The organism is Thermoflexus hugenholtzii (assembly GCF_018771565.1).
GTDB lineage: Bacteria > Chloroflexota > Anaerolineae > Thermoflexales > Thermoflexaceae > Thermoflexus > Thermoflexus hugenholtzii_A.
Map to the genome: position 1 here is coordinate 836398 of NZ_CP076326.1, position 25421 is coordinate 861818.

Genomic DNA, 25421 nt, shown 5'->3' on the forward strand with positions numbered 1-25421 from the left:
ATCCACCTGGGGGCTCTTCAGGCCGTCACAGGATGCGCCCGCTCTGTCCAGCGGGCGATCAGCCGGGAGAGGACCTCCTCCAGGTCGAACCCGCAGATCGCGGCCGCGTCCTCCAGGGTTTCCTCCATCTCCTTCGTGCATGTTACCTCGATTTCATAGATCCCCTGTTCCTCCAGGATCGCCGCCGCCTCCGAATCCTGATCCAGGAGCTCCCGCATCGTCATCCGCAGCAACCGCTCCCGAAGCTCACGTTCTTCTTCTGTCATGGTTTCCCTCCCTTAAAGTCTTGAAGTGGCTCAGGGGAATGTGAAAGGGGTCGGTGGGATGCGCGCTTCGCAGGCCGGAGGAGCTGCCCCAGCATCCCAAGGGCTACGAGGGTCGGGAGCATGGCCCCGATCCACGCGCCTGCGATCGTCCATGGCCCGCCCCATCGGGATGGCCAGAGGCCGGTGACCGGGATCAGGGTGACCAGCAGGATGAGAACGGCCCCCTCCATCGCCCGAAGCCATGGGACAGCCTTCGTCCCCCAGGCTTGAGCGGCTGCGGCCATCAGGCCCAGGGAGGCAAACCCCAGGAGCAACAGATGGAGGTAAAGGATGCGAAGCTCCTGCTTCAAGGCCCATGCGCCGATGGCGGGCACAGCGAACGCCAATCCGGACAGCGCGCGTAGCCCCAGAAACGCCAGCGGGATCCGCCATTCCGGGCCGGCATGAGGAAGCAGCGCCCATGGGAGGGCCAGGAGGGCGGCGGCGACCATGCCTCCGCTGATCCCGCCCAGGATCCGAAGGGCCAGCGGGGTCACCGCCGGGGGGATCGTCAGCAGAAAAGTTCCCGGAGCTCCCAACAGGAGGGCCCACCATGCCCATCGAGGGAGGCGTTGCATCCCCTCCGGGTTCACCGCGCCGGCCAGGCCGATGAGGGCAGGGGTCAACCATCCATCGGCGAAGAGATTCAGGAAAAAGTGGACGGTGGCCTCAGACCAGAACGGATCCCCTCCACGGATGAAGGCCAGGGCGGCTCGCCCCCAGGCGCCCAGGGATGAGAGAAGCAGGAAGAACACCGCAAGGTCCCACCACGGGCGGCTGGGATGATGGATCCTGCGGGTTGCCGCGAAGTAAGCGCCCCCGTAAGCATACCAGACCAGGATGTTTAGGCCTGCGACCATCGTGGCGAGCGGGAGCCGTCGCCCGGCCCATTCCAGCGGCTGATAGCCGAGGAGCAGGAAAGGAGGGTAGGCCAGCAGGCCCAGCAGCAGCGCGATGCGGGGGATCCACCTCATCGCCCCCGGGGTCTTCCGGCCGGTGAGATGCTCCGCCATCAGGGCCATCAGCGCAGGGGTTACCCATCCGAAATACATCAAGTGGGAGTGAGCATGCCGGACATTCCCCAGTGTGAGCGGGGCAGGAAGCCCTGCCAGCACCCCGTAGCGGAACAGCGCTCCGGTGGCCGCGGCCAGGACGAAGCATCCCAGCGCCCCGATCCAGACCCCGGGCGGCCGGCGCTCCAGCTGACCCTTTCGGAAGGTCCCAGCGCCCATTATTGTTTCCCCTCCTGGTGATCGTTGGATGGTCGTTTCAGCGCCCGCTGGCGCCCGCCTCCCTGCCCGATGAGGCGATCCGTCCGATGCGCACCCGCCAGACCTCTGGCCCCTGCTCCAGGTAGGCCCACTCGAACTGACCCGGGCGCTCATACTGGAACTGGTAATACAGCGGCTTCGGGTCGTGATCGTTGATCAGGATGAAGGCCTCCCCGGGCCGCAACGCCTCGAAGGTCTGAAAGATCAGGGGATGGCGCTGAGGGGGCGGCACAGACCGAACGTCCAGCTCCTGCACGACCGTGAGGGGCACCTCTTGGCTCTCCCGGTGCATCTCCTCGAACACTCGTTGCTGCTCCTCCTCCGGCAGCTCGCGTTCGAACAGGGGGAGGTAGACGCGCTCCTCCTTCGTCATGTGCAGACGGAGGATGGCGTAGAGCTCCAGGAGCAGGCGCCGGAGCGAGCGTTCGGCGCCCGCCCGGCTCTCCGGGTCCATCCCCTCTATCTGCCGGAGGAGGTCCTCGATCTGACGGACGTAGCCTTCAATGAACGCGTGGTCCACCCGCATGGTCGCCGTCGCCTGACCGTGCCGGTGGAGCAGCGGCTCCACCGCGGGATAAAGGGCCCGTTCCTCTCCTCGCGCGTGGGGGAGCAGCTCCTGCCGGAGAAAGTCCCGCAGGCTCCTCAGCTCCTCCCATGAGAACGCTGGACCCTCCACATACGCCGCCAGATATTCCAGCAGCATGCGGTGATGCTCCCGAAAGGCCTCTCCCACGCCCATCGTCGGCCTCCTGCCCTTGGATTCCGGATCCCACTTTAGGTCGGCCATGTCAGCTCGACCTTGTTCCAGGTCAAGCTGCGGCCTTTGATCCGGCACAACCCTCGGAACGCATTCAGGCTGGAAGATGAGCGCGGACGACGACGGTTCCGGATGCGAAGCCTGAGGTGCTGAAACCCTTCTCGGAGGTGAGCGATGGAAGAGGAAGCCCGGATCGCTCGTGCGCTGCGGGCGGAGCATCGGCTGCTGCGGCGGCTGATGGTCCGTATGGCGGACTGGATCGCCAGCGGGGTCCCTTCCTCGGCGTTGCGGGAGCGGGCCCGCATGCTCTTCGAGGCGCTGGACGATCACGCCCGGTTCGAGGAGGAGGCCCTGTTTGTCCCGATGCGCCGCCGCTGGCCGGCCGCGCGCCACATCCTGGAGATGATGGAGATCGTCCACGAGGAGGTGCGCGACGTGTTTCGGTGGGCTCTGGAGGCGCCGGATCCACGAGAGGACCTCTGGACTCTCCTCCAGCTCTCCGAGGAGCATTTCCGCGTGGAGGAGGAGACGGTGTTCCCTCTGGCGGAGAACGAGTCAGCCGATGAGAGCCCCAGCCCCGGGATTTGACGCCACCGCCCTCGCGGGCTATAATAGTAGTTGCTTGCATAACTCCTAAAAGGAGGTCCGCCATGTGCCTCTCCTGCGGTTGCATGGACCCGGATGCCGGGCACGGGGATCCGCGGCATATCACGATGCAGCATCTGGTGGAGGCGGCCCGGGCGGAGGATCTCTCGGTCGAGCAGGTCTGGCGGAATATGACCGAGACGATGGAACGGGTGCTGCGGGGGGAGATCCGCAGCCGCCACTGGGCCCCCGGCGCGCAGGGTCGTTGACGATGAAGGGGTTCCGCGCGGGTTGGAGCGGTGGGCGGATCGGGGGCGGCTGGACGATCCGGGAGGTCCTCCAGGGCAAGCCCCTTGGCCATCCCAGCCATGCCCTCTTCATTCACTTCCCGGCAGGGCTATGGCCTGCCGCCCTGGTCTTCGATCTCCTCTCCTGGATCCATCCGGATCCCGCGCTGGTCCGCGCGGCCCTCTACAACATCCTGCTTGGGCTGGGGCTGGCTCTGCCGGCCATCTTCACCGGCCTGCTGGATTTCCTGCCTACGGTCCCCGGCTCCCGCAAGCGCCGGCTGGGGTGGTGGCATCTGCTCGTGCAGGGCAGCGCGACCGGTCTGTTCGCCCTGAGCCTGGGGCTTCGGATCCCAGATCCGGGGACGGGGCGCACGCCGGTGCTTCCTCTCGTCCTGGCCGGGCTGGGGACGGGGCTTCTGCTCCTCGGCAACTATCTCGGCGGGGAGCTGGTCTACCGGCACGGGATGCGGGTGGGGGCTTCCCGATGATTTCGAAGGTGGGGGCTTCGGATGGCTGAAGCGGTGGCGTTGCTGGAGCAGCTGGGGTTCAGCGAATATGAGGCGCGGGCCTATGTGACCCTCCTTCAGGCCAGCCCGCTCACCGGCTACGAGCTGGCTCGTCGCTCGGGCATCCCTCGGCCCAACATCTACCCGGTCCTCCAGCGCCTGGAGGAACGCGGCGCGGTGATGCGGATGGAGATGCCGGAGGGCGTCCGCTATGCGCCGGTGCCTCCCGCGGAGCTCCTCAAACGGCTAAGCCACCGCTTCGATGAGGTCCTCGCCGCTGCCCGGCAGGCGCTGGAGTCCCTGGCCCCGGCTCCGGAGCCGGAACCCGTATGGAACCTCTCCGGATACGCCGCGCTCCTGGATCACGCCCGCGCCCTCCTGGAGGGAGCCTCCCGCGCGCTCTGGATCGCCCTCTGGCCTCCGGAGGCGGAGGCGCTGGCGATGCCGATGGCCCGGGCCGAGGAACGGGGCGTTCGGATCACCACGCTGTGTCTGGCGGCCTGCGCCACCGCCTGCGAGGGATGTCGAGGGCAGCTCTATCGTTACCGCATCGCCCCGGCCGCTGCGGCTCGCTGGCTGCTTCTGATCTCCGACGAGTCGGAGGTGGTGGCCGGGGAGATCCATGGGGATGGGGAAGCCCATGGCATCCGGACCCGTCAGCGGATGCTGGTGGATCTGATCCACGACTACATCCGACACAGCATCGCCCTGGCCGCCACGGTTCAGGGGCTGGGGGATCAGGTCCGGCAGTTGAACCCGCAGGCCCGGAGGTGGCTCGCCGTGGTGCGGCGACGGCTCACCCGCAAGGGTCTTCCCTGAGCTTCGCCCGGTGAAGCGGCCTTCTCTTTAGACCGGCTTCTCCGGAAGGGAAAGGAGGTGACCTTCCCCGGAGAAAACGGAAGAGATCTTGCGGAGAGCGGCGCATGCCGCCTGACCCACAGGGCGCAGGAGGGCCAGCCCCCGGAATGGGCAGGTGGGCTGGCCCGTCCAGCTCACTCAAAGGAGAGGAGGGTGCCATGCCGTTCGGAGGGTTTGTCAACGCGTTGCCGCCGGAGCTCTTCATCCTGGTCCATCTGGTGGCCTTGCTGATAGGGGCCTATTTCGCCGCTCAGAGCTTCCGCGCGGGGGCCGCCACGTTCGGGTGGGGGTTCGCCCTCTATGCGCTGGCGGAGATCTTCTACATCACCTATCACCTGGACCTCACGGTCGTCCTCTTCGCCCACACCCTGGCGGAAGTGCTGGATCTGCTGGCTTTCATCCTGCTGTTCGCCGGGATCTCCCAGACCGTCCTGGCCGCGCGCCGGGCGCGCGCCTAAGCGGCGGGGCCGCAGGCTCCGGGGCGGGGCCCGCCCCGGAGCGGTTGGCGCAACCGGCTCCCTCCACATCTTTCGGAGCCATCGGCCATGAAACGGTGGATCATCCTGCTGACGCTGGGAGGGCTACTGAGGTTCGGATGCGGTGCTCCACCACCACCCTCCGGAACCCCTTCAACGGCAGGTCCGGTGGTTCGAATGCCGAAATCCTACCGCTTTGATCCCCCCACGCTTCGAGTGAAAGTGGGGACCACGGTCACGTGGATCAACGAGGACCATTTCACCCATAATGTGCACTTCCTGAGCGGGGCGGACTGGCGAAGCCCACCTCTGCGGCCGGGCGAGCAGGCTTCTTATACGTTCGCTCAGCCCGGCGAATATCGCTATCAGTGCGATTTCCACGCGCAGATGATGAAGGGGGTGGTGATCGTCAGTCCCTGAGGGCCGCAAGGCCCAGCACGGGTGGGGAGGGCCTTACGGCCCTGCAGATCCCTCAGGAGGAGGCGCTTCGGGGTGGGGGCGCACCTGGGTCTGGGCCCACTCCTCCACCAGCGTGACCAGCGCGGCGTGATCCAGATCGCCATGTCCGCGGGCCACCAGCGCCCCCAGCCATTCGTGGACCAGGGCGGTGAGGGGCAAGCTGGCCCCCACCGCCCGACCCAGGCTCAGGGCGATCCGCAGATCCTTGTGGTGCAGGCGGATCCGGAACCCCGGGCGGAAGTTCCGCTCCAGGATCCGCTGGCCGTGGACTTCCAGGACGCGGCTGCCGGCGAACCCTCCCAGGAGCGCCTGGCGCACCTTCGCCGGATCCACCCCCGCTTTGGCCGCCAGCACCAGGGCCTCGCTGATGGCGGCGATGGTCAGCGCCACCACCACCTGGTTGGCCGCTTTCGTGACCTGGCCCGCTCCGGACTCCCCCATGTAGACGATGTTCCGGCCCATCGCCTGCAGGATGGGCAGGCAGCGCCGGAAGGCGGCCGCATCCCCTCCCACCATAATGGAGAGCGTCCCCTGGATCGCTCCGATCTCCCCCCCGGAGACCGGCGCGTCCAGCATCACGATGCCCCGCTCCGTGGCCTGCGCCGCCAGGCGCCGCGCGGCCATCGGATCGATGGTGCTCATGTCGATCACGATCAGCCCCGGCCGTCCGCCCTCGAAGACCCCGTCAGGCCCGGCCAGCACCTGCTCCACCTCCGGGGTGTCCGGCAGCATGGTGATGACCACATCGCTGCGCTGGGCGACCTCCCGGGGGGAGCCGGCCGGCTCCGCCCCCTCCGCCGCCAGCTCCTCCACGGGGGGACGGCTGCGGTTGTAGACCACCAGCGGATAGCCCGCCTTCAGCAGATTGCGGGCCATGGGCTTGCCCATCACTCCCAGGCCGATGAATCCGATGCGCTCCACGGCGGCCTCCGATCGGTTGAGATGGGGTCCCCGTTGCCATTCGCCATGAAGGCTCCGAAGCGCGGACGCGGCGATTTTCGGCCAGAATTATAGCCGAACAGGGCGTCGTTCCCTGGGTTTTCTCCCCCAGCATACCAGAGGGAGGCTGGCGATGGGACGCAGGGGATGGTGGCTTGCGGGGATGGGCGTTGCCGCCCTGGGGTATGTGGGCGTGCGAGGCCTTCGGGCGCTCCTCGGCTGGAGGCCGGACGCGGCGGAGGAGTTCCTCCGCTGGACCGGACCCACTGCCACCGGGATCGATGTGGGCTCCGGCCGGGTTGACCTTCCGATCTTCTACTATCGAGATGATAGCTTCCTGGGGATCTTCACCGCCGATCGGGAGGCGGTGCGGGCCTTGCTCCCTTCCGACCGCCTTCACCCGGTGGTGACCCCCGGCGGCCGGGCGCTGGTGGGGATCGCCGCTTTCCATTACATCCACACCACCATCGGCCCGTATGGGGAGGTGGCCATCGCCCTCCTGTGCACCTATGGACGACCTGCCCCGCCCGGGCTCCCGCTGCTCCTGGAAAGCCGCTTCCCGGGGTGGGGGGCCTTCATCCTCCATTTGCCGGTGACCACCCGCATCGCCCGGGACGCCGGACGGGTGATCTATGGCTACGCCAAGTTCCTCGCCGATATGGACTTCGAGAAAACCCCAGCCTTCCAGCGGGTGCGCCTCAGCGAGGGCGGCCGTCATATCCTCACCCTGACGGTCCGTTCCAGCGGGCCGGTGATCCGGGACCTGCGCCCGCTGGTGACCTTCAGCGTCCGCGACGGCGCGCTGATCCGCACCACCATCCCCGTCTACGCGGTCTACCAGCTGGGCCTGCGCCCGGGATCCGGCGCGCTGATCCTGGGCGATCACCCGGTGGCGGATCAGCTCCGGAGCCTGGATCTTTCCCTCATGGCCGTTGCGACGAAGAATTACCTGGTCCGTTACGCCATCCTCCCCGCCGGGGAGGCCATCGACTCGGCGGCGCGGCCGCACGCGCCGTATCCAGGAGAGGATCGCCCCGTGGCCCGTCTCACGGTTCGCTATGGGGAAGCCGCCACGCCGGTGATCATCCATTCCCCTTCGGAGGATCCGGGAGGGCTCCGTGAGCGTTGAAGAAGAGGCGCGGCTCCTGGAGGTCGCGCTCCGCCGCTTCCTCCAGCGGCTGGAGGCCGAGGATCCGGAGGCGGATCCGGCGCGCCGAGAGGCCCTGCTGAAAGAGGCGGAGGCGATCGGGCTGCTCGCCGATCCGGATCCTGAGGCGCCCGGCTTCGCGACGGGCATCTGGGGACGCTGGGCGTGGACGGAACGCCTCGGCCTCTCCCTGCATGCGCTGGCTCGGCTGGGCGAGGCCTGCGCGGGGTTCGCCCTCGCCCTCCACGCCCAGGGGATCGCCTGCGCCGCCCTGGAGGGCGCTCGGGTCTTCCCCCGGGGCACCCGGCTGGCCCTGGGCGGACTGCTGGCCGATGGGATCTCCCCGAGCCCCTTCGCAGGAGAGGAGGAGAATGGGCTGCGCGTCACCGGGCCGCATGACCTTCCCCTTCTGGAAGGTCGCTCCTGGTTTCTGATCTCGGCCGGCCCTCCCCAGGGCCTCCTGCTCTTCGCCCGCGCTGCAGAGGATTCTTCCTGGGCGCTGATCGCCCTCCCTGCAGACCTCCCGGGGGTCCGGCTCAAACCCCTTCCGGAGCGCCTGGGGCTTCGAGGGGCATGGATGGGCCATCTGCACGCGGGCGGGGTTCTCATCGCTCAGGAGGGTGTCGCCCGGATCCTCGCTCGGGGGGAGGAAGCCCATCGGCGTCTGCGGCGGCTCCTTGCCCTGGACTGGCTGGGCCATGCGGCCATCGCCCTGGGCGTCGCCCGACGGTCCCTGGATCAAGCGCGGGCATATGCCCGGACCCGTTATCAGGGGGGACGCCGGATCATCGCCCATGGGCCGGTGCGCAGCCTGCTGGGGACGGCGGCCGCGGATGTGATGACCCTGGAGCTCCTGTTGAAGGCCCACGCGGAGCAGCCTCTGGCGGCGCTGCCCGAGGACGTCCTGGAACGCTGGGCCGCCATCGCCAAGCTGGCCATCGCCGAGCACGCCTGGCGGGCGGTCTCGAACAGCCTGCAGGTGATGGGGGGATACGGCTATATGGAGGACCAAGGCCTGGCCGGGCGCCTGCGGGATGTCTCCACCCTGCGCGTTCTCCACGGGTCGCCCGACCGGATCCGGTTGCGTTACGCCGAGTGATCTTTTTTCTGAGGAACAGGAGGCGCGATGCATCCGGAGCTGCTCGATTCCATCCAGCGCCTGAAGCCCTTGGGGCGCTGGCTGTATGACCATTCCACGGAGACCCTGTGGGAGCGGGACACGCGCACGCTGCCCCGGGATCTGCAGTGGCGTCGCCGGGCCTACCGGCGCTTCGCGGAGCAGTTCATTGCGCCCCTCGCCCGGGAGGCGGATCGAGATCCGGAAGGGGTAGATCTCGGGCCGCTGTATCGGGAGGCCGGCCGTCGGGGTTTCCTCTCCGAGGCCGCGCCGTGGCCCATCGGCACCATGCCCTGGCGGGCGATCTCCGGGCGGCATATCTTCCATTTCGCCTTGAAAGCGGAGGAGTTCTGCGCCGCCTGCGGGGGCATTGGGCTGGCGTTACTGTTCCACGACCTGGGGATGGCCCCGCTGTTGCTCTGCGGCGACCTGGGGGTCTGGCGCCGGTGGCTGTGGCCGATCTGTCGCGCCAACCGGCGCGGGGAGATCCGCCTGGTCGCTTATGCCATCACGGAGCCGGAGGCGGGCTCCGATGTGGAGGAGAGCGAGGGCGCCACCTCCGCCCGCTTCTGCACCGTTGCCCGCAAGGTTCGCGGGGGCTATGTGATCCAGGGCCAGAAGGTCTTCATCTCCGGCGGAAGCCGCGCGGACTACGTGGTGGTGTTCGCGGTGCTGGAGCGGGAGGACGGCCAGCCGCCGCGGGTGGATCGGGATTTCACCGCCTTCATCGTCGAGCGGGGACGGGAAGGGTTCCGGACCGGGCGACGGGAGCGCAAGCTGGGCCAGCGGGCCTGCGATGCCACCCAGTTGTTCTTCGACCAGGTGTTCGTCCCGGAGACCCATCGCATCGGCCCGGAGCGCTCGGGCTGGGCCCTGAACCGGAACGTCCTCAATTACTCGCGGGCGGTGGTGGGGGCCATCGCCCTGGGGATCGCCCGCGGGGCGGTGGAGGCCGCCACCCGCTTCGCCCGGGAAACCCGCCTGGGGAACCGCGCCCTGCTGGCGTATCCGGAGGTGCAGGTCGCCCTGGCCGAGCTGTGGGCCCTGACGATGGCGATGCGGGCGATGGTCTGGCAGAGCGCCCGGTATCGACGCCCCGTTCAGGGGATCGCCGCCGCCACCAAAGCCCTGTGCGCCGATCTCGGGGTTTACATCACCACCCGCGCGCTGGACCTGATGGGGGACTGGGGCTACGTGCCGGCCTGGGGGGTGGAGAAGGCCCTGCGGGACGTTCGGCTGAACCCGATCTACGAAGGCACCAACCAGATCAACATGCTGGCCCTGGTGGAATCCTTCTGGGCCTCGGATCTGGCCGGCGTCCCTTATCCTCAGATCCCCTCCACTCAGGTCCGGGTCCCTGGATCAGACTGAACCCGCATTAGACGATTAGACGCCCGGCCAGGCCCTTCAGGATGCGGCGGAGGTGATCCGCTTTGCGGAGTCCTTCATCCGGCCCTCCCGATGAGGAGCGCTTCCGGCGCACCGTCGAGCGGCTCCTCCAGGAGCGCGGGGAGGAGATCGAGTTCCTCGTGCTGTTCGGATCCATCGCCCGGGGGGATTGGTCCTGGCGCAGCGATTATGATCTCCTCTTAGGCCTCCGGGAGGCGGACGGCCTTCGCCTGATCGATCGGATCCTTCGCTTCGCCCCGCTCGTGGAAGGGAACGTGGATCTGTTCCCCTACAGCCGTCCGGAATGGGAGCGGATGTTCCAGGCGCGCCATCCGCTGCTCCTGGAGGCCCTGGACCACGGCATCGTCCTCTGGGATCGAGGGTCCTTCGCCCGCATGCGGGAGATCTTCCAGCAATGGAAAGCCCGCGGGGAGGTGGAACGCCTGCCCTCCGGATGGCGGATCCGATCGCTGTCTGAGGAATGAGGACGGGACCTCACGCTGGAAGAGCCCCCAGGGCTTCGCGGGCCCAGCGGGCGACCTGGATCATGGCCGCCTCCAGGGTAGGGGAGGGGATCACCTCCGCGGAGAGCCACCCGCGGTAGCCGATCCGCTCCAGGGCCTTCAGGGCCGGCCGGAAGTCCAACCCACCCCATCCCGGCGCCCGCCGGTTGGAGTCGGCGATGTGGACATGGAAAAGCCGATCGCCGGCCTCCTCGAGGGCCCTCTCGATGGAGGGCTCCTCCAGGGAGGCGTGGAACGTATCCACCAGCACCCCCACGTTCGGATGGCCGACGGCTTCCACCATGGCCCGAACCTCCGCCACGGTGTTCAGCAAGTCCGTCTCCCGCCGGTTCAGCGGCTCCAGGGCGAGGCGGACGCCCCGGGCGGCGGCGCGGGGAGCCAGACGATCCAGCGCCTCGATGAGCCATCCCCGCGCGCGCTCGGCCTCCACGCCCTCCATGCGCCTTCCACGGATCAGCCCGATGATGACCTGCGCGCCCCACTCCGCCGCCAGGTCCAGATGAGCCTCCAGCCGGGCCAGGGCAGCCCGCCGCACCTCTGGATCCGGATGGGTGAGGGAGAGCCCTTCCTCCACCCAGGCCTGGCCGGTGCCGATGGCCGGGACCCGCAGGCCGGAACGCGCAAGGAGCGCCCGCAGCCGCTCCACCGGGACCGCGGCGGGATCCCGGATGGCCAGCTCCACGCCCTGATACCCCAGCCCCCGGAGCTGCTCCAGGGCGTGTTCCAGATCCTCGACGGCCGCGGCGGCCTCGAAGCGCGTCGGTTGCCAGGAAAGGACGAAGGCCAGCGGGAACATCCGCGCTACACTCCCGAATCCGCGTCGAACCCGCCGTCCACCGGGACCACGATGCCGGTGACGAAGGCGCTGGCGGGGGAGGCCAGCCAGATCACCGTGCCCACCAGATCCTCCGGGTCTCCGAACCGCCCCATGGGCGTGCGGGCGAGGATCGCTCGCCCGCGAGGGGTCAGGTTCCCCTGCTCATCGAGCAACAGGAAACGGTTCTGCTCGGTCAGGAAGAACCCCGGCGCGATGGCGTTGACCCGGATCCGGGGGGAATACTCCCGGGCCAGATGCACGGCCAGCCATCGGGTGAAGTTGTTCACCGCCGCCTTGGCTGCCGCGTAGCCCACCACCCGGCTCAGGGGACGGAAGGCGGCCATGGAGGAGACGTTGAGGATCACCCCCTCGCCGGCCTCGACCATCTGCCGGGCGAAGATCTGGCTGGGGAGGATGGCGCCGCCGAAGAGATTCAGGGCCACCACTTTCTCCAGGGCCTCCAGGGGCAGATCGAAGAACGGGCGCTCCGGCCCCACCGTGGCTTCCGGGAGATTGCCCCCGGCCAGGTTGACCAGGATGGTCACCGGCCCGATCGCCCGCCGCACCCGCTCCGCCGCCGCCTCGATCTCCTCCCGCTTCAGGACGTCCATCTGCTCGCCGTAGACCTCCAGCCCTTCCGCCCGCAGGGCCTGCAGCCGGGCCTCCAGGCGTTCCCCCGGCGGACGGTGATCGGTGAACACCACCCGGGCGCCCGCCCGGGCCAGGCCCCGGCCGATGGCCCCGGCCAGCACCCCTGCTCCCCCGGTGAGCAGGGCCACCTTCCCCTTCAGCGAGAACAGGTCCTCCAGGAAGCTCATCCCTCCTCCCACTCCGTGTGGAACGTCCCCGGGCGATCGATCCGCTGGTAGGTGTGGGCGCCGAAGGCGTCCCGCTGGGCCTGGATGAGGTTGGCCGGCAGCCGCGCTCGCCGCATGGACAGCACATAATCCACCGCCGTGCGCAGGGCCGGCATGGGGATCCCGGCCTCGAAGGCCCGGGCCAGGACCCGGCCGGCGGCCGGAAGGCGATCCTGGAGCTCCCGGCGGAACCGCGGGTGGAACAGGAGGTGAGGATCCTCGGGGTCCTCACGGAGGATCTCCCGCAGGAAGATCAGCCAGCGGGCGCGGATGATGCAGCCGGCCCGCCACACCCGCAGCACCTCGGTCCGATCCGTCCCGTAGCGGTAGGCCCGGGAGGCTTCATGCAGCAGCCACAGGCCCTGAGAGAAAGCGCTCAGCACCACCAGGTTCAGTGCCGCCTCCAGATCCGCCAGGGCGGCGGGCTCCGTCATCTCCGGCCGGCGATCGGGCCAGGGGAAGCCGGCTGCGATCCGCTCCCGGTCCGCCTTGAAGTGGGAGAGGGTGCGGGCGATGACCGCCGCCGTCAACGTGGGAGTCGGGATGCCCAGCTCCAGGGCGGCCTGGGCGGCCCAGCGGCCGGTTCCCTTCTGCTCCGCCTGATCCAGGATCCGCTCCACCAGGGGCTCCCCGGTCTCGGGATCCCGGTATCGGAGCACCCGCGCGGCCAGCTCCACCAGATACGCGTTCAGCGTCCCCTCGTTCCAGCGCGCGAAGGTCCCGGCGATGGCGTCGGCCGGCATCTCCAGCGCGTTTTTCATGAAATCGTAGGCCTCGGCGATGCCCTGCATGAAGGCGTATTCAATGGCGTTATGCACCATCTTCACGAAATGGCCGGCGCCGCCCCGGCCCATATAGGCGCAGCACGGACCCTCTTCGCTCTGCGCGGCGATGCGCAGGAGGAATTCTTCCACCAGGGCATACGCCTCCGGCGTCCCCCCGGGCATGATCGAGGGGCCGAGGAGCGCCCCTTTCTCCCCTCCGCTGATCCCCACCCCCAGGAACCGGATCCCACGGGCGGCCAGGGCCTCCATCCGCCGCTCGGTGTCCGCGTAATGGGAGTTCCCGCCGTCCATCACCAGGTCCCCGGGCTCCAGGAAGGGAAGCAGGGCCTCGATCACCTGATCCACCGCCGGCCCGGCCTGGACCATCAGGAGGATGCGGCGAGGACGGGTCAGGCGCCGGGCCAGCTCCTCCAGCGAATCCGCCGGGGTGATGGGCTCGCCCCGCACCCGCTCCCGCATGAAGGCCTCGGTGCGCTCCCGGGTCCGGTTGTAGACGCACACCGGGATGCCGTGGCGGGCGAAGTTGAGGGCCAGGTTCTGCCCCATCACCGCCAGGCCGATGATTCCGATCTCACAACGGTTCATGCGCGCCTCCCATCGTGAGGTGGTGGGCTTCGGAACTCCCTCCATGCTGGAACGCTGCCTCCAGATCCGCCAGCACGGCCTGGAAGCGGGCGAACTGTTCCGCATAGGCGGGAACCCATTCCTCCACCGGAGGATACACCGCGACCGGCGTCTCCGGGGGATGTTCGGGGAGGTCCGGGAGGACCCCCAGGGCTTTCCAGGCCAGCATGGCGCTGCCGAGGAGGCCGGGCTCCGGGATCTCAGGGACCTCGATGGGGGTCGCGAGGACGGAGGCCAGGATCCGCATCCAGAGGGGGGAACGGGTGCCGCCGCCTCCGGCGCGCAGCCGGTTGGGTCGCAGCCCGTTCTCCCACAGCGCCTCCAGGAGGCGGCGCAGGGCGAAGGCCACCCCCTCCATCGCCGCCCGGATCAGGTGGCCCCGCCCGTGGTGGACGCGCAGGCCGAAGATCACCCCGGAGGCCATAGGGCCGATCCCGGGCTCCCGTTCCCCGGTGAGGAAGGGGAAGAACAGAATCCCCGTGGGCCCCGCGGTCGCCTCGGCCAGGGTTTCCGCCTCCGCGTCGACCACCCGCAGCACTGCCTCCTGAAGCCACTGACGGACGATCCCGGCGTTGTTGAGGGCCCCGCCGGGAAACCACCGTCCCGGGAGCAACGCGTAGGTCTGGAGCCGCATGCGGGGGCTGTGGTCCAGAACCGGTTGCGCCGCGATCATGCGGATCATCGCCGTGGTGCCCAGGTTCATCACGCCCACGCCCGGCGCCAGGGCGCCCAGCCCGAGGCCCATCGCCCCCCCGTCGTAGACCCCGGCGATCACTTCCACCTCCGGCGGGAGGCCCAGGGCGGCCGCCGCCTCCGGCCGCAGCGGGCCCAGGCGGGCCTCCGGGGCCACCACCTCCGGCAGGCGATCCGCGGACAGCTCCACCGCCGCCAGCAGCTCCGGGTCCCAGCGCAGGGTGCGCAGGTCCATCAGCTGGGTGGCCGTGGCCAGGGAGGGCTCGGTGAAGGGCTCCCCGAGCAGCCGCAGCAGCAGATATTCCTTCGCTCCCAGGAACCAGCGGGCCGCCCGGAAGATCTCCGGGCGACGAGCTCGGAGCCACTCCAGCTTGGCCAGGGGGTAATGGAAGAGGGGCGGGCAGCCGGTGCGGGCATAGAGGATGGCCCCATCGATGCGGGCGAGCAAGCCCGGGAAAGTCTCCCGGGGCCGGGTGTCGAGCAGCGTCATCAGGCCCATCAGCGGCCGCCCCTGCGCGTCCACCGGCAGCAGGCCCAGCTGATAGGCTGAGAGGATCAGCCCGCGCACCGCCGGGGCCTCTTCCCCCAGCGCCTCCCGGGCTGCGGCCACGAACGCATCCCACAGGGCCTCCGGGTCGTGCTCCGCCCGGCCGGTCTCATCCCGCAGCAGCGGAAGCGCCCGCACCGCCCGGCGCCGGAGCCGGCCCTCGGGGTCCAGGCAGCCCGCTTTCACGTGCGTGGTGCCGAGGTCCACGGCGAGGATCCGCATCGTCCGCTCCGATCATCGTCGCCAGGCCCGGGCATGGGGAAGGACCTCCGGGTTCACCACTTCCTCCGGGATCTCCCCGCGCAGCACCCGCTCCACATCGGAGATCACTTTCTCTCCCATCCGCCGCAGGGTCTCACGGGTATACGCGGCGATGTGGGGGACGATGAGCACGTTGGGGAAGCGCAGCAAGGGATGATCGGCGGGGATGGGCTCCTCCGTCATCACGTCCAGCGCCGCGCCGGCCACCCGTCCTTCCTCCAGGGCGGTGATCAGGGCGGCCTCGTCGATCAGCTCCCCTCGGGCGGTGTTCACCAGGATCACGCCCGGCTTCATCTTCGCGAAGGCCTCGCGGGAGAGCATATGGATGTTCTCCTCAGTGAGGGCGGCGTGCAGGGAGAGGATATCAGCCTCCCGAAGGAGGGTCTCCAGGTCCGCCGGCTCGGCCCCCGCCGCCCGGATGACCTCCGGGGGCACGTTCGGATCATAGGCCAGCACCCGGGCGCGGAAGCCCTGGGCCAGGATCTCCCCCACCCGGCTTCCGATGTTCCCGAAGCCGATGAGCCCTACGGTTTTGCCCCGGAGCTCCCATCCGACGAAGGCCGCCCGCTCCGCCCAGCGGCCCGCCCGGACCGCGGCGGCGGCCTCGGGGATGCGGCGGAGCAGGGCGAGCAGCAGCCCGACGGTGAGCTCCGCCACCGCCTCCCGTTCCATCCAGGGCGTCACCCGGGTGACCAGGACCCCGTGGGCGGTGGCGGAGGGAAGGTGGATGTTGTCGACTCCGATGCCGTGGCGGGCGATCAGCCAGGTTTCGTCCTTATGGGCGAAGAACTCCGGGCCGAACCGCGGGGTGACGCTCACGATGAGGATCGGGAAGCCGCGGAGCGCCTCGGCCAGGGCCCGGCCATCGATGTGCGGGGGGAAGTCCAGCCGCCGGACCTCCCCCAGGGTGGATAGGCGTTCCAGGTGCTCCGGGAAGTAGCGGCCAAAGCTGCTGGAGTTCACGATGGCGATGCGCGGACGCATAGCGGCTATCCTTCTCCACTAAGGATCGAGGCGGATCGATCTTCCAGGGGAGGCTCATTCGAGAGGAGGCAGGCGATAGAGCGGCTGATGTTGCACGGCGCGTTCCCACAGCTCTCAGGCATGCTGCTGAACCAGTTCGCGCAACCTTGGGAACAGATCTTCCGGCCGCTTCCCGGTGATCCACAGATACAACGCGTCCGGGCACATCTCGATCTCCTTGCCCCAGGAGATCTCCCTGCCGGATCCGATATGGACCTTCTCAAACTCCTGTTCGTCCTCCCATGCCGCGAAGACGCCTTTCCCAACCAGGTCCGAGAGATCCAGCGTGCCTTCTACGCCATCCGAATATCGGATCCAGAGTCGACATCCCGGAAGCGCTTTCACGGCGATCGGCCTGGGCCTGCGAAGCTCATTCATTCATCCCTCCGTTGGGCTGGCGGATCGCTGAGGTGAAGCGATTGGATTCTCTTATCCCGGATCTATTTTAGCAATGCCTCTAGGTGGCGTTCCAGGTTCTCCCGGACGGCGGCGAAGTGCTCCGCCTCGTGGGCCTCCAGGAGCGCCCGGATAGCGGGCCCTCGCTCGCGCAACAGCACGCCGTAAGAGATGTGGAAGAGCTGTCGCACGGCGCGGTCGACCAGCGCGGCTTCGGGATCGTCGGGGAGAGCAGGGGGCAGCGCCTCCGGCCGCAACGCGATGGGGTAATCCCGGCGGCTCTCCTCCAGATGCGCCCGGGCGATGGCGTAGAGCTCGGCGAAGAGGGCGGGGGCTACCCGCGCCACCACCCGCACCGCCTGCAGCCAGGTGGTCCCGGAGGTCTTCACGTGGAAGTGTCCTCCGGTTGCCTCTCGGAAGACCCGGAGGATGCGGAACTTCTCGCTGCCGGAGTGCAGGCTGAGCCGGTGGCCCCCGAAGGTCCGGGCCACGGCGGCGTGGAGGGCGACTGCCTGCGCGAAGCGCTCCACCTCCCCTTCGTAATCGACGGCCTTCTCGAAGACCCCCGGGAAGCGGGGGGCCAGGCTCCACAGGGCCACCCCGCGCCGTTGCAGATACACGGCGATGAACGCGTGGGCCTCCGGAGTCGTTTCCTCCTCCGTCTCGTCTACCGACACCTCCAGGTCGGCCGCGATCCCCTGGTCGCGGAGGATCTCGGCCCCGCGGACCACCTCCTCCAGGGCCGGCTCATAGCGGCAGGCCGCGGCCTGCAGGGCGGGCTCCTCCAGGGTTCGCAGGCCCTCCGGCGTCTCGACCCGCCGGTCCGCCAGCTCGGCGACCACCAAGCGGGCGAGGGGCGAAAGCGCCTCCCACGGGCGAGGGCCCCGGGCCAGGGCCCGGCGCAGATCAAACGTGTAAAGGGAGTAGCCGGCCTCGGCCGCCGCCCGCAGCTGCGCCTCATCCTGGAGGTGATCGGCGTCGGCGCCGAAGGGGCCCGCGAATCCGGAGGCGAAGACCCCCCACGCGGCATCGAGCAGGACCGTTTGGAAATCCCGGCCGGTGCGGGCGAGCTCCCGGGGGGACTGCTGGGCCAGCACCGGGAAGACCGGGTAGCGCTCCAGGGCGGCGATCTGAGCCGCCGTGACCATCCCCAGGCGATCCCCCGCCCCGAAGGAGGCAGGCCGATCGCACCGCGCGGGGGACAGGGCCGGGAGGCGTTCCCGCAGGAGGCAATAATGCGCCCACGTCCAGGGGTGGATCCACACGGGTTGCCCCTGGATACGGATCGGCATGCGAGGATCCGGGGCGGGGAAGGGGGATGCCTCCCCGATCCATCCGATCCGCCGTTCGTTTCCCTGGTGGGCGGCGAAGATCGCTCCGCCGTCGGGGAGCTCCCGGATGGATTCCGCGATCAGATGGAGCCCATACGGACGCAGTCCTTCCGCAAGGACCTCCGGGGAGAGCATCATAGAGGAGCGCTTCCTCCTCCCGGACGCTGCCGCTCACATCGGGTAATGGAGCTCATACAGGCTGCGCCAGCCGGGCTCGAAGGGCATCTTGAGGTAGGGCTCCAGCATCTCCCGCTCCCGCTCGGTCACCCCCTCCAGCGGGGGCAGCTTCCCCGGCGGGAACGCCTCCAGGATGTCCCGCACCAGCTTCTCCAGGTAGTCCAGGAGCTGCTCCACCCCGGGTTTGGCCTTCTCGGCGCTGGCCAGGGTGGCCTTGCCCACCACGCCCGGCTGGTAGGCCTTCACCTCGATGGGGCGCAGGCCCACCTGGGCATACCAGGCGATCGGCTTGCGCAACAGGTTCCCCGCCTTGTCGATGTGCTCGCTGTCGGTGGGCAGGAAGCTGTAAGGCTCCGTGTCCACCGCGTCCTCCATGTGGATGAACTCGGGGAACAGGGCCAGGCTCCAGCTGGTCTCCACCTCATCTCCGTGGATGAAGTGGGTCTCGTAGGGCCCGCCTTCGGACTTCAGCTTGAAATGATCGGGGATGGCGTGATACCAGTTGACGTTGACGATGACCGCAGGCACCTTGTAGGTCTTGGCGAAGCGGTGGATGGCGATGGGGATGACGTATTCCTGGCCGTGGCCGTTGAGGATGATCTGCTTGCGGAAGCCGGCGTTCCAGAACCCGGCGATGATGGCCGTGAGCATCCCGACGAACACATCCTCCGGCACCACGATGGTCCCCGGCATCCCCATGTGGTGATACGGATGGGAGCCGAACCACAACGGCTGGCTCACCGTGCACCCGGTGCGCAGGGCCACCTGTTCGGCCATCCGGGTGACCAGGAAGACGTCCTCCCCGTAGGGCGCGTGGGGGCCGTGGGCCTCCGTCGCGCCCACCGGGATGATGATCAGGTCGTTCTGCTTCAGGCGCTCCATGACCTGCTTGCCGGTCATGTTCTGGAAGTAAATCCCCGTCGGCCGATCCATGTGGCCGCCTTCCGGTGGGATCTGCCACTTGCCCATCGCGAACCTCCTGCCGTGGATGTGTTGGTGTCCCTCATTCGTGGACGGCCTGCCGCTTATGTCGGCACGATCATCACCTTCACCGCCTCCCCCCGGCGCAGCTGCTCCAGCCCCTCCCCGAAGCGGGAGAGCGGCAGGCGGTGGGTGACCAGCGCCTCGGGGCGGATCACCCCGCGCTCCAGCATCTGGATGGCCAGGGGGAAGGTGTGACGGCCGACGTAGCTGCCCACCACCCGCAGCTCCCGCCGGGTGATCTCATACTGGGCGACCTCCGCCCGGGCCCGGGCGTTCATGCCGAAGAGGACCACGGTCCCGCCCGGCCGGGCGAGCCGCAGCGCCGTCGTCATCAGCGAGCCCACCGCGTCCACCACCACATCCGCCCCGATCCCGGTGACCTCCCGCACCCGGCTTTCCAGATCCTCTGTCTGCGGGTCGATCACCATGTCGGCCCCCACCTGTCGGGCGAACTCCCGGCGGAAGGGGGCGATGTCCGCCGCGATCAGGGCGCCGGCCCCGCTGGCCCGGAGGACCTGGATGAACAGCAGCCCCACCGGCCCGCACCCCAGCACCACTGCCGATTCCCCCGGGTGCAGGCGGATCTGCGAGGTGCCGCCCACCACCGTGGAGAGCACCTCCGTGAAGATCGCCCGCTCCAGGGGGATCTCCGGGGAGATGGGGAACAGGGCCCGCGCGGGGGCCACTTCGTAGGGCGCCAGGCCTCCGTCCAGGAAGACCCCTAAGGTGGTGAACTGTTCGCAATGGTTGTAAAGCCCGCGCTGGCAGAACCGGCAGACGCCGCAATACAGGTTCGGGGCCACCGCCACCCGATCTCCCGGCCGCAGGTGGGTCACCGCCGGCCCCACCTCCACGACGCGGCCGATCACCTCGTGGCCCAGGATCACCCCGGGGGTGGCCGGATGCCCCGGAGGCACCTCCAGGATGTGCAGATCCGTTCCGCAGATGCCGCAGGCCTCCACCTGGAGGAGCACCTCGTCCGGTTGCCGGATGGAAGGCTGAGGCCGCTCCTCCAGCGCCCAGCGTCCTTCCCCCTGGAAGACGATGGCCGGCATACGGGTTCCCGCCATGGAACGCCTCCTTCAGGCCACGGCCGCGGCGGCCGGCTCCGCCTGCGGAACCTCCCGCAGGTCCGGCTTGATGGTGATCTTGGCGTCGAGCCGCTGGCTCAACCGCTCCACGGCCTCCACCGCGCGGTCCAGGGGATAACGGGCGGTGATGATGCGGGTCATGTCGATCAGGCCGGCGGCCATCATCCGGATCACGCTGGGGAAGATGGCGTCGCCCGAGTGGCCCTGGGAGCCGAAGATCTGCCCCCGCCGCACCTGCAGGGTCTCCAGATACAGCGGCACCCGCTCCGCCGCCCGGCCGATGACCACGATGCGGCCGTTGATGGCCAGGGCCTTCTCCATCTCCGGCAGCGTCCGCGTGGGGGCCCCCGCCGCCTCGACGAACAGGTCGGCGCCCTCCCCCCGGGTGAGCTCCCGCACCGCTTCGCTGGGGGCCACCTCCCGGGGATCCAGGGCGATGTCCGCTCCCATCCGCCGGGCCATCTCCCGTCGCGGCGCGCTCACGTCGAAGGCGATCACCTTGCCGGCCCCCGCCGCCCGGGAGAGGGCGATGGCCGCCAGGCCGATGGGCCCCGCCCCGAAGACGGCCACGTAGGCCCCCGGCCGGAACCCGCCCGCGCGGATGAAGATCCCGTTGTAGGCCACGCCGGTGGGCTCCACCAGCGATCCTGCTTCATAAGCTTTGTCGACGTCGCCGTAACGCTCGGCGATGGCGTCGATCTTCCAGCAGTATTTGGCTTTGACGGCCACATACTCCGCCATGGCCCCAGGCACGGTGAACCCCAGCTCCTCCAGGTTGGTGCAGTGGTTGAAGAAGCCGCTGCGGCACGGCGTGCAGACCCCGCACCACAGCATCTCCTCCGAAGTCACCATATCCCCGGGCCGCAGATCCCGGACCTCCTTTCCCACCGCCACCACTTCCCCGGAGAACTCGTGGCCCGGGATCACCGGGAACTTCACCAGGCCGGGATACAGGATGTAGCCCTCCGCATCGGTCTCGTAGAAATGGAGATCCGACCCGCACACCCCGCAGGCCTTCACCCGGATCACCACCTCATCCGGGCCCGGGGTGGGGTCGGGGACCTCCTGGATCGCGAACCGGGGATGCCGCCAGATGCTGGACCCGGTGATCGCCTTGCCGGTCTCCCGCTCCCAATCCGAGAGCGGGTAATCCGGACGGGGATCCCATTTCGCTTCCACCACCACCGCTTTCATGGCTTCTCCTCCTCCGGGATGGTGATCCCGCCCGCGATGAGCTCCGCCACCTGCTCGGGCGAGATCTGATGCTTGGGGAAATCCCCGATTTTGCGGCCGTGGCTCAGGATGACCAGCCGGTCGGCCACCGGATAGACGTGATAGATGTTGTGGGTGATGAAGATCACCGAGAGCCCTCGACGGCGGGCCTCCTCCACGTAGCCCAGCACCTTGCGCGTTTCCTTGATGGAGAGGGCGGAGGTGGGCTCGTCGAGGATCAGCAGGCGGGCGCCGAAATGGAGGGCGCGGCCGATGGCGATGGACTGGCGTTCGCCGCCGGAGAGGGCGGAGACCGGCTCCCACACGGAGCGCACGCGGATGCCGATCTCCTCCAGGACCTGCCGGGTCACCCGCCCCATCTCCTTCATGTCCAGGAACGCGAGCGGCCCGATCCGTCGCACCGGCTCCCGGCCCAGGAAGAAGTTGCGGGCGATGCTCATCATCTCCACCAGGGCCAGGTCCTGATAGACCGTCTCGATGCCCAGGGCCCGGGCCTCCCGGGGCGAGCGGAAGCGGACCGGCCGTCCCTCGAAGTAGATCTCCCCGGCGTCCGGCGGATAGACCCCGGTGAGGATCTTGATCAGGGTGGATTTGCCGGCCCCGTTATCCCCCAGCAGGCCCACCACCTCCTGATAGCCCACCGCGAAATCCACCCCGGCCAGGGCCTCCACGCCGTCGAACCGTTTGACGATCCTTCGCATCTCCACCAGCCAGCGACCGGCTGTCATGGCCCTCTCCTGCCCTCCGCGAAGTCCGACGTTTCAGGGTTCGGGCGCTTGCGGGCTTGCTCATGACCCGACGGATCGTCGGATCCGCAGGTTGATGATCACCGCGAGCACCAGGACCAGGCCGATGAAGGCGCGATACCAGTAGGCGGGCGCCCCGGCCAGCACCAGCCCGTTGCGCACCATCCCCACGATGAGCGCCCCCAGCACCGTCCCGATCACGCTGCCGTAGCCGCCGGTGAGCAGCGTCCCGCCGGTCACCGCCGCCGCGATGGCCTCCAGCTCCACACCTTCTCCGCGCAGGGGATCGACCGAGCCGAAGCGGCTGAACTGGATGATCCCGGCCAGGGCGGCCAGGGTGGCCGTCAGGACGAAGCCCATCCGCTTGACCCGGTCCACCTCCACGCCCAGGGCCCGGGCCGCCTGGGGGTTCCCGCCGGCCGCGAACACCGCGTTGCCGAAGGGGGTGCGGGTGAGGACCACGGTGGCGATCCCGGCAACGGCCAGGAACCAGAGGGCGGAGGCGTGGAAGCCCCCGGGCAGCCGTCCCGACAGCGCGAACATCAGGGAGGATTTCCCCTCATACGCGATGGGGAAGCCGCCCGTCACCGCCAGCAGCACCCCGCGCCAGAACATCATCGAACCCAGGGTCACGATGAAGGAGGGCAGGCGCCCCCGGGTCACCACCCAGCCGTTCAGCGCCCCGATGGCCGCCGCCAGGGCCAGGGCGGCCCCGAAGGCCGGAAGGTGCGGCCACCCCGCCCGGACCATCAGGGCGAAGGCCATGGACGAAACCCCCAGCACCGATCCGACGGAGAGGTCGAACTCCCCGGCGATCATCAGCATGGTGACGCCGACCGCCACCAGGCCCAGCTCGGCAGCGATGGTCATGATCCCGGCCAGGGAGTCCAGGGTCAGGAAGTAAGGAGCGGCCACTGAGAACCCGATGAAGACCGCGAGGAACCCGGCCAGCGCCCCCACTTCGGGATAACGCCGCCACCCGGACAGGCGGATCGCCCGGGCCCAGCGCGGCCCATACGTTGGCCGGCGGGATGAGGCCTGGACCGTCTCGGGATCCATCCGGAACGCTCCCTGGGTCGTCGGGTGGGAGATCCCCTGTTCGGCGGGGGGTGGAGGATCCCACCCCCCGCCCCCTTCGTCACCGAATCAGCGGATCCCCTGCTTGATCAGCTCCTCCACCAGGCCGACGTTGTCTTTGTCCACGAACCCGGGCCCGGTGAGCACATCGTTGGCCGGGCGCAGCCCGTATTTCTTGTAGAGGTAGAGCCAGGTGATGGCCATGTAGCCCTGCAGATACTGCTGCTGATCGATGGCGAACAGCGTCACCCCCTCCTTGATCGCCGACAGCGTCCCGGGGTGCAGGTCGAAGGTCCCGTGGAGCACCTTGCCGACCAGGTTGTTCTCCTTCAGGAACTTCACCGCCGGGTCCGTGCCCAGGGGGCCGAGGGTGAGCAGGGCATCGGTGTCGGGGTTGCGGGTGAAGTAGGCCTTCAGGGCCTCCACGGCCTTGGTGGGGTCCGTGCCGATGTCTAACTTCTCCACTGGCACGTTCTTCTTGCTCATCTCATCGAGGAAGCCCTGGCAGCGGGCCTCCAGGCCCACGTGGCCGACCTCGTGGATGGCGCACAACGCCCGCTTGGGCGTGCGCACGGCGAGCATCCGCTGGGCCGCCCGCACCCCGCCCAGGTATTCGTCCATGCCGATGTAGAACATATACGGGATGCGCTCGCCCTCCGGGCGGGGGTCGGCGACGTTGATGGCCACCACGGGGATCCCCTGCTGGATGGCCCGGCGCAGCGGCTCATCCAGGGCCTTGGGGTCGGTGATGGTCACCGCCAGGCCGTCGGGCTTGGCGGCGATGGCGCTGTTGAGGAGGTTGACCAGTTCCTCGATGGAGAACTTCTCGGGGCCGAAGTATTTGGCCTCCACCGGATAGACCTTCGCGGCGTCGTTCATCCCTTTGATCACCACCCCCCAGAAGGGGTCCGCGGGGCCGCCGTGGGAGACGATGTAGAAGGTGAACTCCTTCTTCGCCGGGGCGGGGGCGGGCGTGGCCGGGGCGCATGCTCCGGCCAGCAGGGCGAGGGCCAGCAGGATCGGGATCCAGCGGTAGGCGTGACGGATCATGGCAACCTCCTTTCGGTGAGGGGTAAGGGGAGAAGGTCCATCCTTTCCTCCGGGGGCGGGCCGCATGAGGCGCGCTCCACCAGCCGGCAGGGCAGCCGGAGATGCGTCGGCGTTCGTTCCCCCTGCAGCAGGCGCAGCAACATGCTCATCGCGGTCCGCCCCATCTCATACTTGGGCTGGGCGACGGTGGTCAAGGGGGGCTCCGTGTAGGCGGCGAAGAGGATGTCATCGAAGCCGATGATTGAGAGATCGTCGGGGACCCGCAGGCCGGCCGCCCGGGCGGCCCGCAGGGCCCCGATGGCGGTCATGTCGTTGTAGCAGAACACCGCCGTGGGCCGGCGCGGGGCCTCCAGCAGGCGGCGCATCCCCCATTCCCCGCCCTCCGGCCGGCCGTTCCCCTCGGCGATCCAGGCAGGATCCAGGGGGAGCCCGGCCCGGGCCATCGCCTCCCGGTAGCCGGCCAGGCGCTCCCGGTTCGAGCGGGCGGTGGGCGGGCCGGCGATGTAGGCGATGCGGGTGTGGCCCAGCTCCACCAGGTAAGAAATCGCCTGCACCGCCCCCTGATAGCTGTCCGAAGCCACCGAGTAGATGAAGGGCTCCTCCCGCTGGTTGTTGATCAGCACGATGGGGACGCCCAGGGCTTCCAGGTGCGGGAGGTAGAGCTCGCCGACGCGGGAGGAGGCCACGATCACCCCTTCCACCCGGCTCTCGGCCAGGGCCCGCACCGCCGCCAGCTCCCGCTCAGGGTCCGCGTTGGAGGTGGCCAGGAACAGGCGATAGCCGGCCTCCAGGGCGACCTCCTCCACGCCGCGGACAATCTCCGCCAGGAAGGGATCGGCCAGGGTGGTGATCACCAGGCCGACGATGCCGGTGCGAGCGGTGGCCAGGCTGCGGGCGGCGGCGTTGGGGACATACCCCATCCGCGCCGCCAGCCGGCGGATCCGCTCCGCCGTGCGGGGGTTGACCAGGGGGCTTCCCCGCAACGCCCGGGAGACCGTGGAGTGGGAGACGCCCGCCTTCCGGGCGATGTCCTTGATCGAGACCCGACGGGAGGCGCGACGGCCCATGGATTGCACACGTGTGCAATTTTTCCCCAATAATATCTG

At 69.1% G+C, this 25421-nt stretch carries 28 protein-coding genes and 1 pseudogene; 10 read left to right on the forward strand and 19 right to left on the reverse strand.

Annotated elements, in window-relative coordinates:
• Positions 1–17: 17 nt before the first annotated feature.
• The 4 genes and pseudogenes from KNN16_RS03825 to KNN16_RS15085 all read right to left on the reverse strand — a co-directional run.
• On the reverse strand, positions 18–266 hold the full coding sequence (locus tag KNN16_RS03825; protein ID WP_303898996.1) for a hypothetical protein: 249 nt from the start codon (positions 264–266) through the stop codon (positions 18–20).
• Positions 263–1537, reverse strand: coding sequence for a hypothetical protein (locus KNN16_RS03830; RefSeq protein ID WP_303898999.1), 1275 nt, complete (start codon positions 1535–1537; stop codon positions 263–265). Before KNN16_RS03830 ends, KNN16_RS03825 begins: the two co-directional genes overlap by 4 nt.
• Positions 1538–1574: 37 nt before the next feature.
• Entirely contained in the window at positions 1575–1868 is a 294-nt protein-coding gene (locus KNN16_RS15080; protein ID WP_369685881.1) for a DUF2249 domain-containing protein, read from the reverse strand.
• 60 nt (positions 1869–1928) lie between these two features.
• A pseudogene (locus KNN16_RS15085) lies at positions 1929–2552 on the reverse strand (hemerythrin domain-containing protein); the annotation flags it as partial.
• Here KNN16_RS15085 and KNN16_RS03840 point away from each other — a divergent pair.
• The 6 genes from KNN16_RS03840 to KNN16_RS03865 all read left to right on the forward strand — a co-directional run bounded on the left by KNN16_RS03840 (position 2508) and on the right by KNN16_RS03865 (position 5468).
• Complete coding sequence (locus tag KNN16_RS03840) at positions 2508–2921, forward strand: hemerythrin domain-containing protein (protein WP_303899002.1); 414 nt, start codon at positions 2508–2510, stop codon at positions 2919–2921. The pseudogene KNN16_RS15085 and the gene KNN16_RS03840 sit on opposite strands and share 45 nt — an antisense overlap.
• Before the next feature lie 62 nt (positions 2922–2983).
• Entirely contained in the window at positions 2984–3187 is a 204-nt protein-coding gene (locus KNN16_RS03845; protein WP_303899005.1) for a hypothetical protein, read from the forward strand.
• A gap of 2 nt (positions 3188–3189) precedes the next feature.
• Entirely contained in the window at positions 3190–3696 is a 507-nt protein-coding gene (locus KNN16_RS03850) for a DUF2231 domain-containing protein (protein ID WP_303899008.1), read from the forward strand.
• Between the two features lie 21 nt (positions 3697–3717).
• The gene (locus tag KNN16_RS03855; protein WP_303899011.1) at positions 3718–4533 is read left to right on the forward strand and encodes a TrmB family transcriptional regulator; all 816 of its coding nucleotides are present in this window, start codon (positions 3718–3720) and stop codon (positions 4531–4533) included.
• Between the two features lie 197 nt (positions 4534–4730).
• On the forward strand, positions 4731–5030 hold the full coding sequence (locus KNN16_RS03860) for a hypothetical protein (RefSeq protein ID WP_303899013.1): 300 nt from the start codon (positions 4731–4733) through the stop codon (positions 5028–5030).
• Positions 5031–5225: 195 nt separating this feature from the next.
• Positions 5226–5468 carry a plastocyanin/azurin family copper-binding protein gene (locus KNN16_RS03865; protein WP_303899016.1) on the forward strand — a complete coding sequence of 81 codons (243 nt, stop codon included), beginning with the start codon at positions 5226–5228 and terminating at the stop codon, positions 5466–5468.
• A gap of 33 nt (positions 5469–5501) precedes the next feature.
• On the opposite strand, the gene KNN16_RS03870 is transcribed toward KNN16_RS03865, so the two are convergent.
• On the reverse strand, positions 5502–6503 hold the full coding sequence (locus tag KNN16_RS03870; RefSeq protein ID WP_303900589.1) for a 2-hydroxy-3-oxopropionate reductase: 1002 nt from the start codon (positions 6501–6503) through the stop codon (positions 5502–5504).
• A 76-nt stretch (positions 6504–6579) separates the two neighbouring features.
• On the opposite strand from KNN16_RS03870, the gene KNN16_RS03875 reads away from it, so the two are divergent.
• The 4 genes from KNN16_RS03875 (at position 6580) to KNN16_RS03890 (ending at position 10584) form a co-directional block, all read left to right on the forward strand.
• On the forward strand, positions 6580–7575 hold the full coding sequence (locus KNN16_RS03875) for an acetoacetate decarboxylase family protein (RefSeq protein WP_303899019.1): 996 nt from the start codon (positions 6580–6582) through the stop codon (positions 7573–7575).
• Positions 7565–8692 carry an acyl-CoA dehydrogenase family protein gene (locus KNN16_RS03880; protein ID WP_303899021.1) on the forward strand — a complete coding sequence of 376 codons (1128 nt, stop codon included), beginning with the start codon at positions 7565–7567 and terminating at the stop codon, positions 8690–8692. The genes KNN16_RS03875 and KNN16_RS03880 overlap by 11 nt, the downstream gene beginning before the upstream one ends.
• A 27-nt stretch (positions 8693–8719) precedes the next feature.
• Positions 8720–10081: an acyl-CoA dehydrogenase family protein gene (locus KNN16_RS03885; protein ID WP_303899023.1), complete on the forward strand. Its 1362-nt coding sequence runs from the start codon at positions 8720–8722 to the stop codon at positions 10079–10081.
• Between the two features lie 62 nt (positions 10082–10143).
• Positions 10144–10584 (forward strand): nucleotidyltransferase domain-containing protein, encoded by a 441-nt coding sequence (locus KNN16_RS03890; RefSeq protein WP_303899026.1) that lies wholly within the window; start codon positions 10144–10146, stop codon positions 10582–10584.
• A 10-nt stretch (positions 10585–10594) separates the two neighbouring features.
• Here KNN16_RS03890 and iolO read toward each other — a convergent pair whose 3' ends face one another.
• From iolO to KNN16_RS03960, 14 genes are all read right to left on the reverse strand, one after another.
• Positions 10595–11419: a 5-keto-L-gluconate epimerase gene (gene iolO / locus KNN16_RS03895; protein ID WP_303899028.1), complete on the reverse strand. Its 825-nt coding sequence runs from the start codon at positions 11417–11419 to the stop codon at positions 10595–10597.
• Positions 11420–11424: 5 nt separating this feature from the next.
• A complete protein-coding gene (locus KNN16_RS03900) occupies positions 11425–12258 on the reverse strand; it encodes an SDR family oxidoreductase (RefSeq protein WP_299288181.1) in 834 nt (277 codons plus the stop codon).
• A complete protein-coding gene (gene gndA, locus KNN16_RS03905; protein ID WP_303899032.1) occupies positions 12255–13667 on the reverse strand; it encodes an NADP-dependent phosphogluconate dehydrogenase in 1413 nt (470 codons plus the stop codon). Before gndA ends, KNN16_RS03900 begins: the two co-directional genes overlap by 4 nt.
• Positions 13654–15168, reverse strand: a complete 1515-nt coding sequence (locus tag KNN16_RS03910) for a gluconokinase (protein WP_303899035.1) — start codon at positions 15166–15168, stop codon at positions 13654–13656. Before KNN16_RS03910 ends, gndA begins: the two co-directional genes overlap by 14 nt.
• 12 nt (positions 15169–15180) lie before the next feature.
• Positions 15181–16191, reverse strand: coding sequence for a D-isomer specific 2-hydroxyacid dehydrogenase family protein (locus KNN16_RS03915; protein ID WP_303899038.1), 1011 nt, complete (start codon positions 16189–16191; stop codon positions 15181–15183).
• A gap of 114 nt (positions 16192–16305) precedes the next feature.
• Positions 16306–16608 carry a DUF2442 domain-containing protein gene (locus KNN16_RS03920; RefSeq protein WP_303899041.1) on the reverse strand — a complete coding sequence of 101 codons (303 nt, stop codon included), beginning with the start codon at positions 16606–16608 and terminating at the stop codon, positions 16306–16308.
• Between the two features lie 62 nt (positions 16609–16670).
• Positions 16671–18095 carry a tagaturonate epimerase family protein gene (locus tag KNN16_RS03925; RefSeq protein ID WP_303899043.1) on the reverse strand — a complete coding sequence of 475 codons (1425 nt, stop codon included), beginning with the start codon at positions 18093–18095 and terminating at the stop codon, positions 16671–16673.
• 33 nt (positions 18096–18128) lie between these two features.
• Positions 18129–19103 carry a 3-dehydro-scyllo-inosose hydrolase gene (gene iolN, locus KNN16_RS03930; RefSeq protein WP_299282894.1) on the reverse strand — a complete coding sequence of 325 codons (975 nt, stop codon included), beginning with the start codon at positions 19101–19103 and terminating at the stop codon, positions 18129–18131.
• A 56-nt stretch (positions 19104–19159) separates the two neighbouring features.
• A complete protein-coding gene (locus KNN16_RS03935; protein WP_299282891.1) occupies positions 19160–20188 on the reverse strand; it encodes an alcohol dehydrogenase catalytic domain-containing protein in 1029 nt (342 codons plus the stop codon).
• Between the two features lie 12 nt (positions 20189–20200).
• A complete protein-coding gene (gene iolM / locus KNN16_RS03940; protein WP_303899048.1) occupies positions 20201–21403 on the reverse strand; it encodes a scyllo-inosose 3-dehydrogenase in 1203 nt (400 codons plus the stop codon).
• Positions 21400–22170 (reverse strand): ATP-binding cassette domain-containing protein, encoded by a 771-nt coding sequence (locus KNN16_RS03945; RefSeq protein ID WP_303899051.1) that lies wholly within the window; start codon positions 22168–22170, stop codon positions 21400–21402. Before KNN16_RS03945 ends, iolM begins: the two co-directional genes overlap by 4 nt.
• A 60-nt stretch (positions 22171–22230) precedes the next feature.
• Entirely contained in the window at positions 22231–23247 is a 1017-nt protein-coding gene (locus KNN16_RS03950) for an ABC transporter permease (protein ID WP_303899054.1), read from the reverse strand.
• A gap of 87 nt (positions 23248–23334) precedes the next feature.
• Positions 23335–24315: a sugar ABC transporter substrate-binding protein gene (locus tag KNN16_RS03955; RefSeq protein ID WP_303899055.1), complete on the reverse strand. Its 981-nt coding sequence runs from the start codon at positions 24313–24315 to the stop codon at positions 23335–23337.
• A complete protein-coding gene (locus tag KNN16_RS03960; protein ID WP_299282878.1) occupies positions 24312–25382 on the reverse strand; it encodes a LacI family DNA-binding transcriptional regulator in 1071 nt (356 codons plus the stop codon). Before KNN16_RS03960 ends, KNN16_RS03955 begins: the two co-directional genes overlap by 4 nt.
• Between the last annotated feature and the right edge of the window lie 39 nt (positions 25383–25421).

What these genes read in the sequence shown, in the direction of transcription:
- KNN16_RS03825 (WP_303898996.1), bottom strand. Translation starts at nt 266, where the DNA reads ATGACAGAAGAAGAACGTGAGCTTCGGGAGCGGTTGCTGCGGATGACG.
- KNN16_RS03830 (WP_303898999.1), bottom strand. Translation starts at nt 1,537, where the DNA reads ATGGGCGCTGGGACCTTCCGAAAGGGTCAGCTGGAGCGCCGGCCGCCC.
- KNN16_RS15080 (WP_369685881.1), bottom strand. Translation starts at nt 1,868, where the DNA reads ATGCACCGGGAGAGCCAAGAGGTGCCCCTCACGGTCGTGCAGGAGCTG.
- KNN16_RS03840 (WP_303899002.1), top strand. Translation starts at nt 2,508, where the DNA reads ATGGAAGAGGAAGCCCGGATCGCTCGTGCGCTGCGGGCGGAGCATCGG.
- KNN16_RS03845 (WP_303899005.1), top strand. Translation starts at nt 2,984, where the DNA reads ATGTGCCTCTCCTGCGGTTGCATGGACCCGGATGCCGGGCACGGGGAT.
- KNN16_RS03850 (WP_303899008.1), top strand. Translation starts at nt 3,190, where the DNA reads ATGAAGGGGTTCCGCGCGGGTTGGAGCGGTGGGCGGATCGGGGGCGGC.
- KNN16_RS03855 (WP_303899011.1), top strand. Translation starts at nt 3,718, where the DNA reads ATGGCTGAAGCGGTGGCGTTGCTGGAGCAGCTGGGGTTCAGCGAATAT.
- KNN16_RS03860 (WP_303899013.1), top strand. Translation starts at nt 4,731, where the DNA reads ATGCCGTTCGGAGGGTTTGTCAACGCGTTGCCGCCGGAGCTCTTCATC.
- KNN16_RS03865 (WP_303899016.1), top strand. Translation starts at nt 5,226, where the DNA reads ATGCCGAAATCCTACCGCTTTGATCCCCCCACGCTTCGAGTGAAAGTG.
- KNN16_RS03875 (WP_303899019.1), top strand. Translation starts at nt 6,580, where the DNA reads ATGGGACGCAGGGGATGGTGGCTTGCGGGGATGGGCGTTGCCGCCCTG.
- KNN16_RS03885 (WP_303899023.1), top strand. Translation starts at nt 8,720, where the DNA reads ATGCATCCGGAGCTGCTCGATTCCATCCAGCGCCTGAAGCCCTTGGGG.
- iolO (WP_303899028.1), bottom strand. Translation starts at nt 11,419, where the DNA reads ATGTTCCCGCTGGCCTTCGTCCTTTCCTGGCAACCGACGCGCTTCGAG.
- KNN16_RS03900 (WP_299288181.1), bottom strand. Translation starts at nt 12,258, where the DNA reads ATGAGCTTCCTGGAGGACCTGTTCTCGCTGAAGGGGAAGGTGGCCCTG.
- gndA (WP_303899032.1), bottom strand. Translation starts at nt 13,667, where the DNA reads ATGAACCGTTGTGAGATCGGAATCATCGGCCTGGCGGTGATGGGGCAG.
- KNN16_RS03910 (WP_303899035.1), bottom strand. Translation starts at nt 15,168, where the DNA reads ATGCGGATCCTCGCCGTGGACCTCGGCACCACGCACGTGAAAGCGGGC.
- KNN16_RS03915 (WP_303899038.1), bottom strand. Translation starts at nt 16,191, where the DNA reads ATGCGTCCGCGCATCGCCATCGTGAACTCCAGCAGCTTTGGCCGCTAC.
- KNN16_RS03920 (WP_303899041.1), bottom strand. Translation starts at nt 16,608, where the DNA reads ATGAATGAGCTTCGCAGGCCCAGGCCGATCGCCGTGAAAGCGCTTCCG.
- KNN16_RS03925 (WP_303899043.1), bottom strand. Translation starts at nt 18,095, where the DNA reads ATGATGCTCTCCCCGGAGGTCCTTGCGGAAGGACTGCGTCCGTATGGG.
- iolN (WP_299282894.1), bottom strand. Translation starts at nt 19,103, where the DNA reads ATGGGCAAGTGGCAGATCCCACCGGAAGGCGGCCACATGGATCGGCCG.
- KNN16_RS03935 (WP_299282891.1), bottom strand. Translation starts at nt 20,188, where the DNA reads ATGGCGGGAACCCGTATGCCGGCCATCGTCTTCCAGGGGGAAGGACGC.
- iolM (WP_303899048.1), bottom strand. Translation starts at nt 21,403, where the DNA reads ATGAAAGCGGTGGTGGTGGAAGCGAAATGGGATCCCCGTCCGGATTAC.
- KNN16_RS03945 (WP_303899051.1), bottom strand. Translation starts at nt 22,170, where the DNA reads ATGACAGCCGGTCGCTGGCTGGTGGAGATGCGAAGGATCGTCAAACGG.
- KNN16_RS03950 (WP_303899054.1), bottom strand. Translation starts at nt 23,247, where the DNA reads ATGGATCCCGAGACGGTCCAGGCCTCATCCCGCCGGCCAACGTATGGG.
- KNN16_RS03955 (WP_303899055.1), bottom strand. Translation starts at nt 24,315, where the DNA reads ATGATCCGTCACGCCTACCGCTGGATCCCGATCCTGCTGGCCCTCGCC.
- KNN16_RS03960 (WP_299282878.1), bottom strand. Translation starts at nt 25,382, where the DNA reads ATGGGCCGTCGCGCCTCCCGTCGGGTCTCGATCAAGGACATCGCCCGG.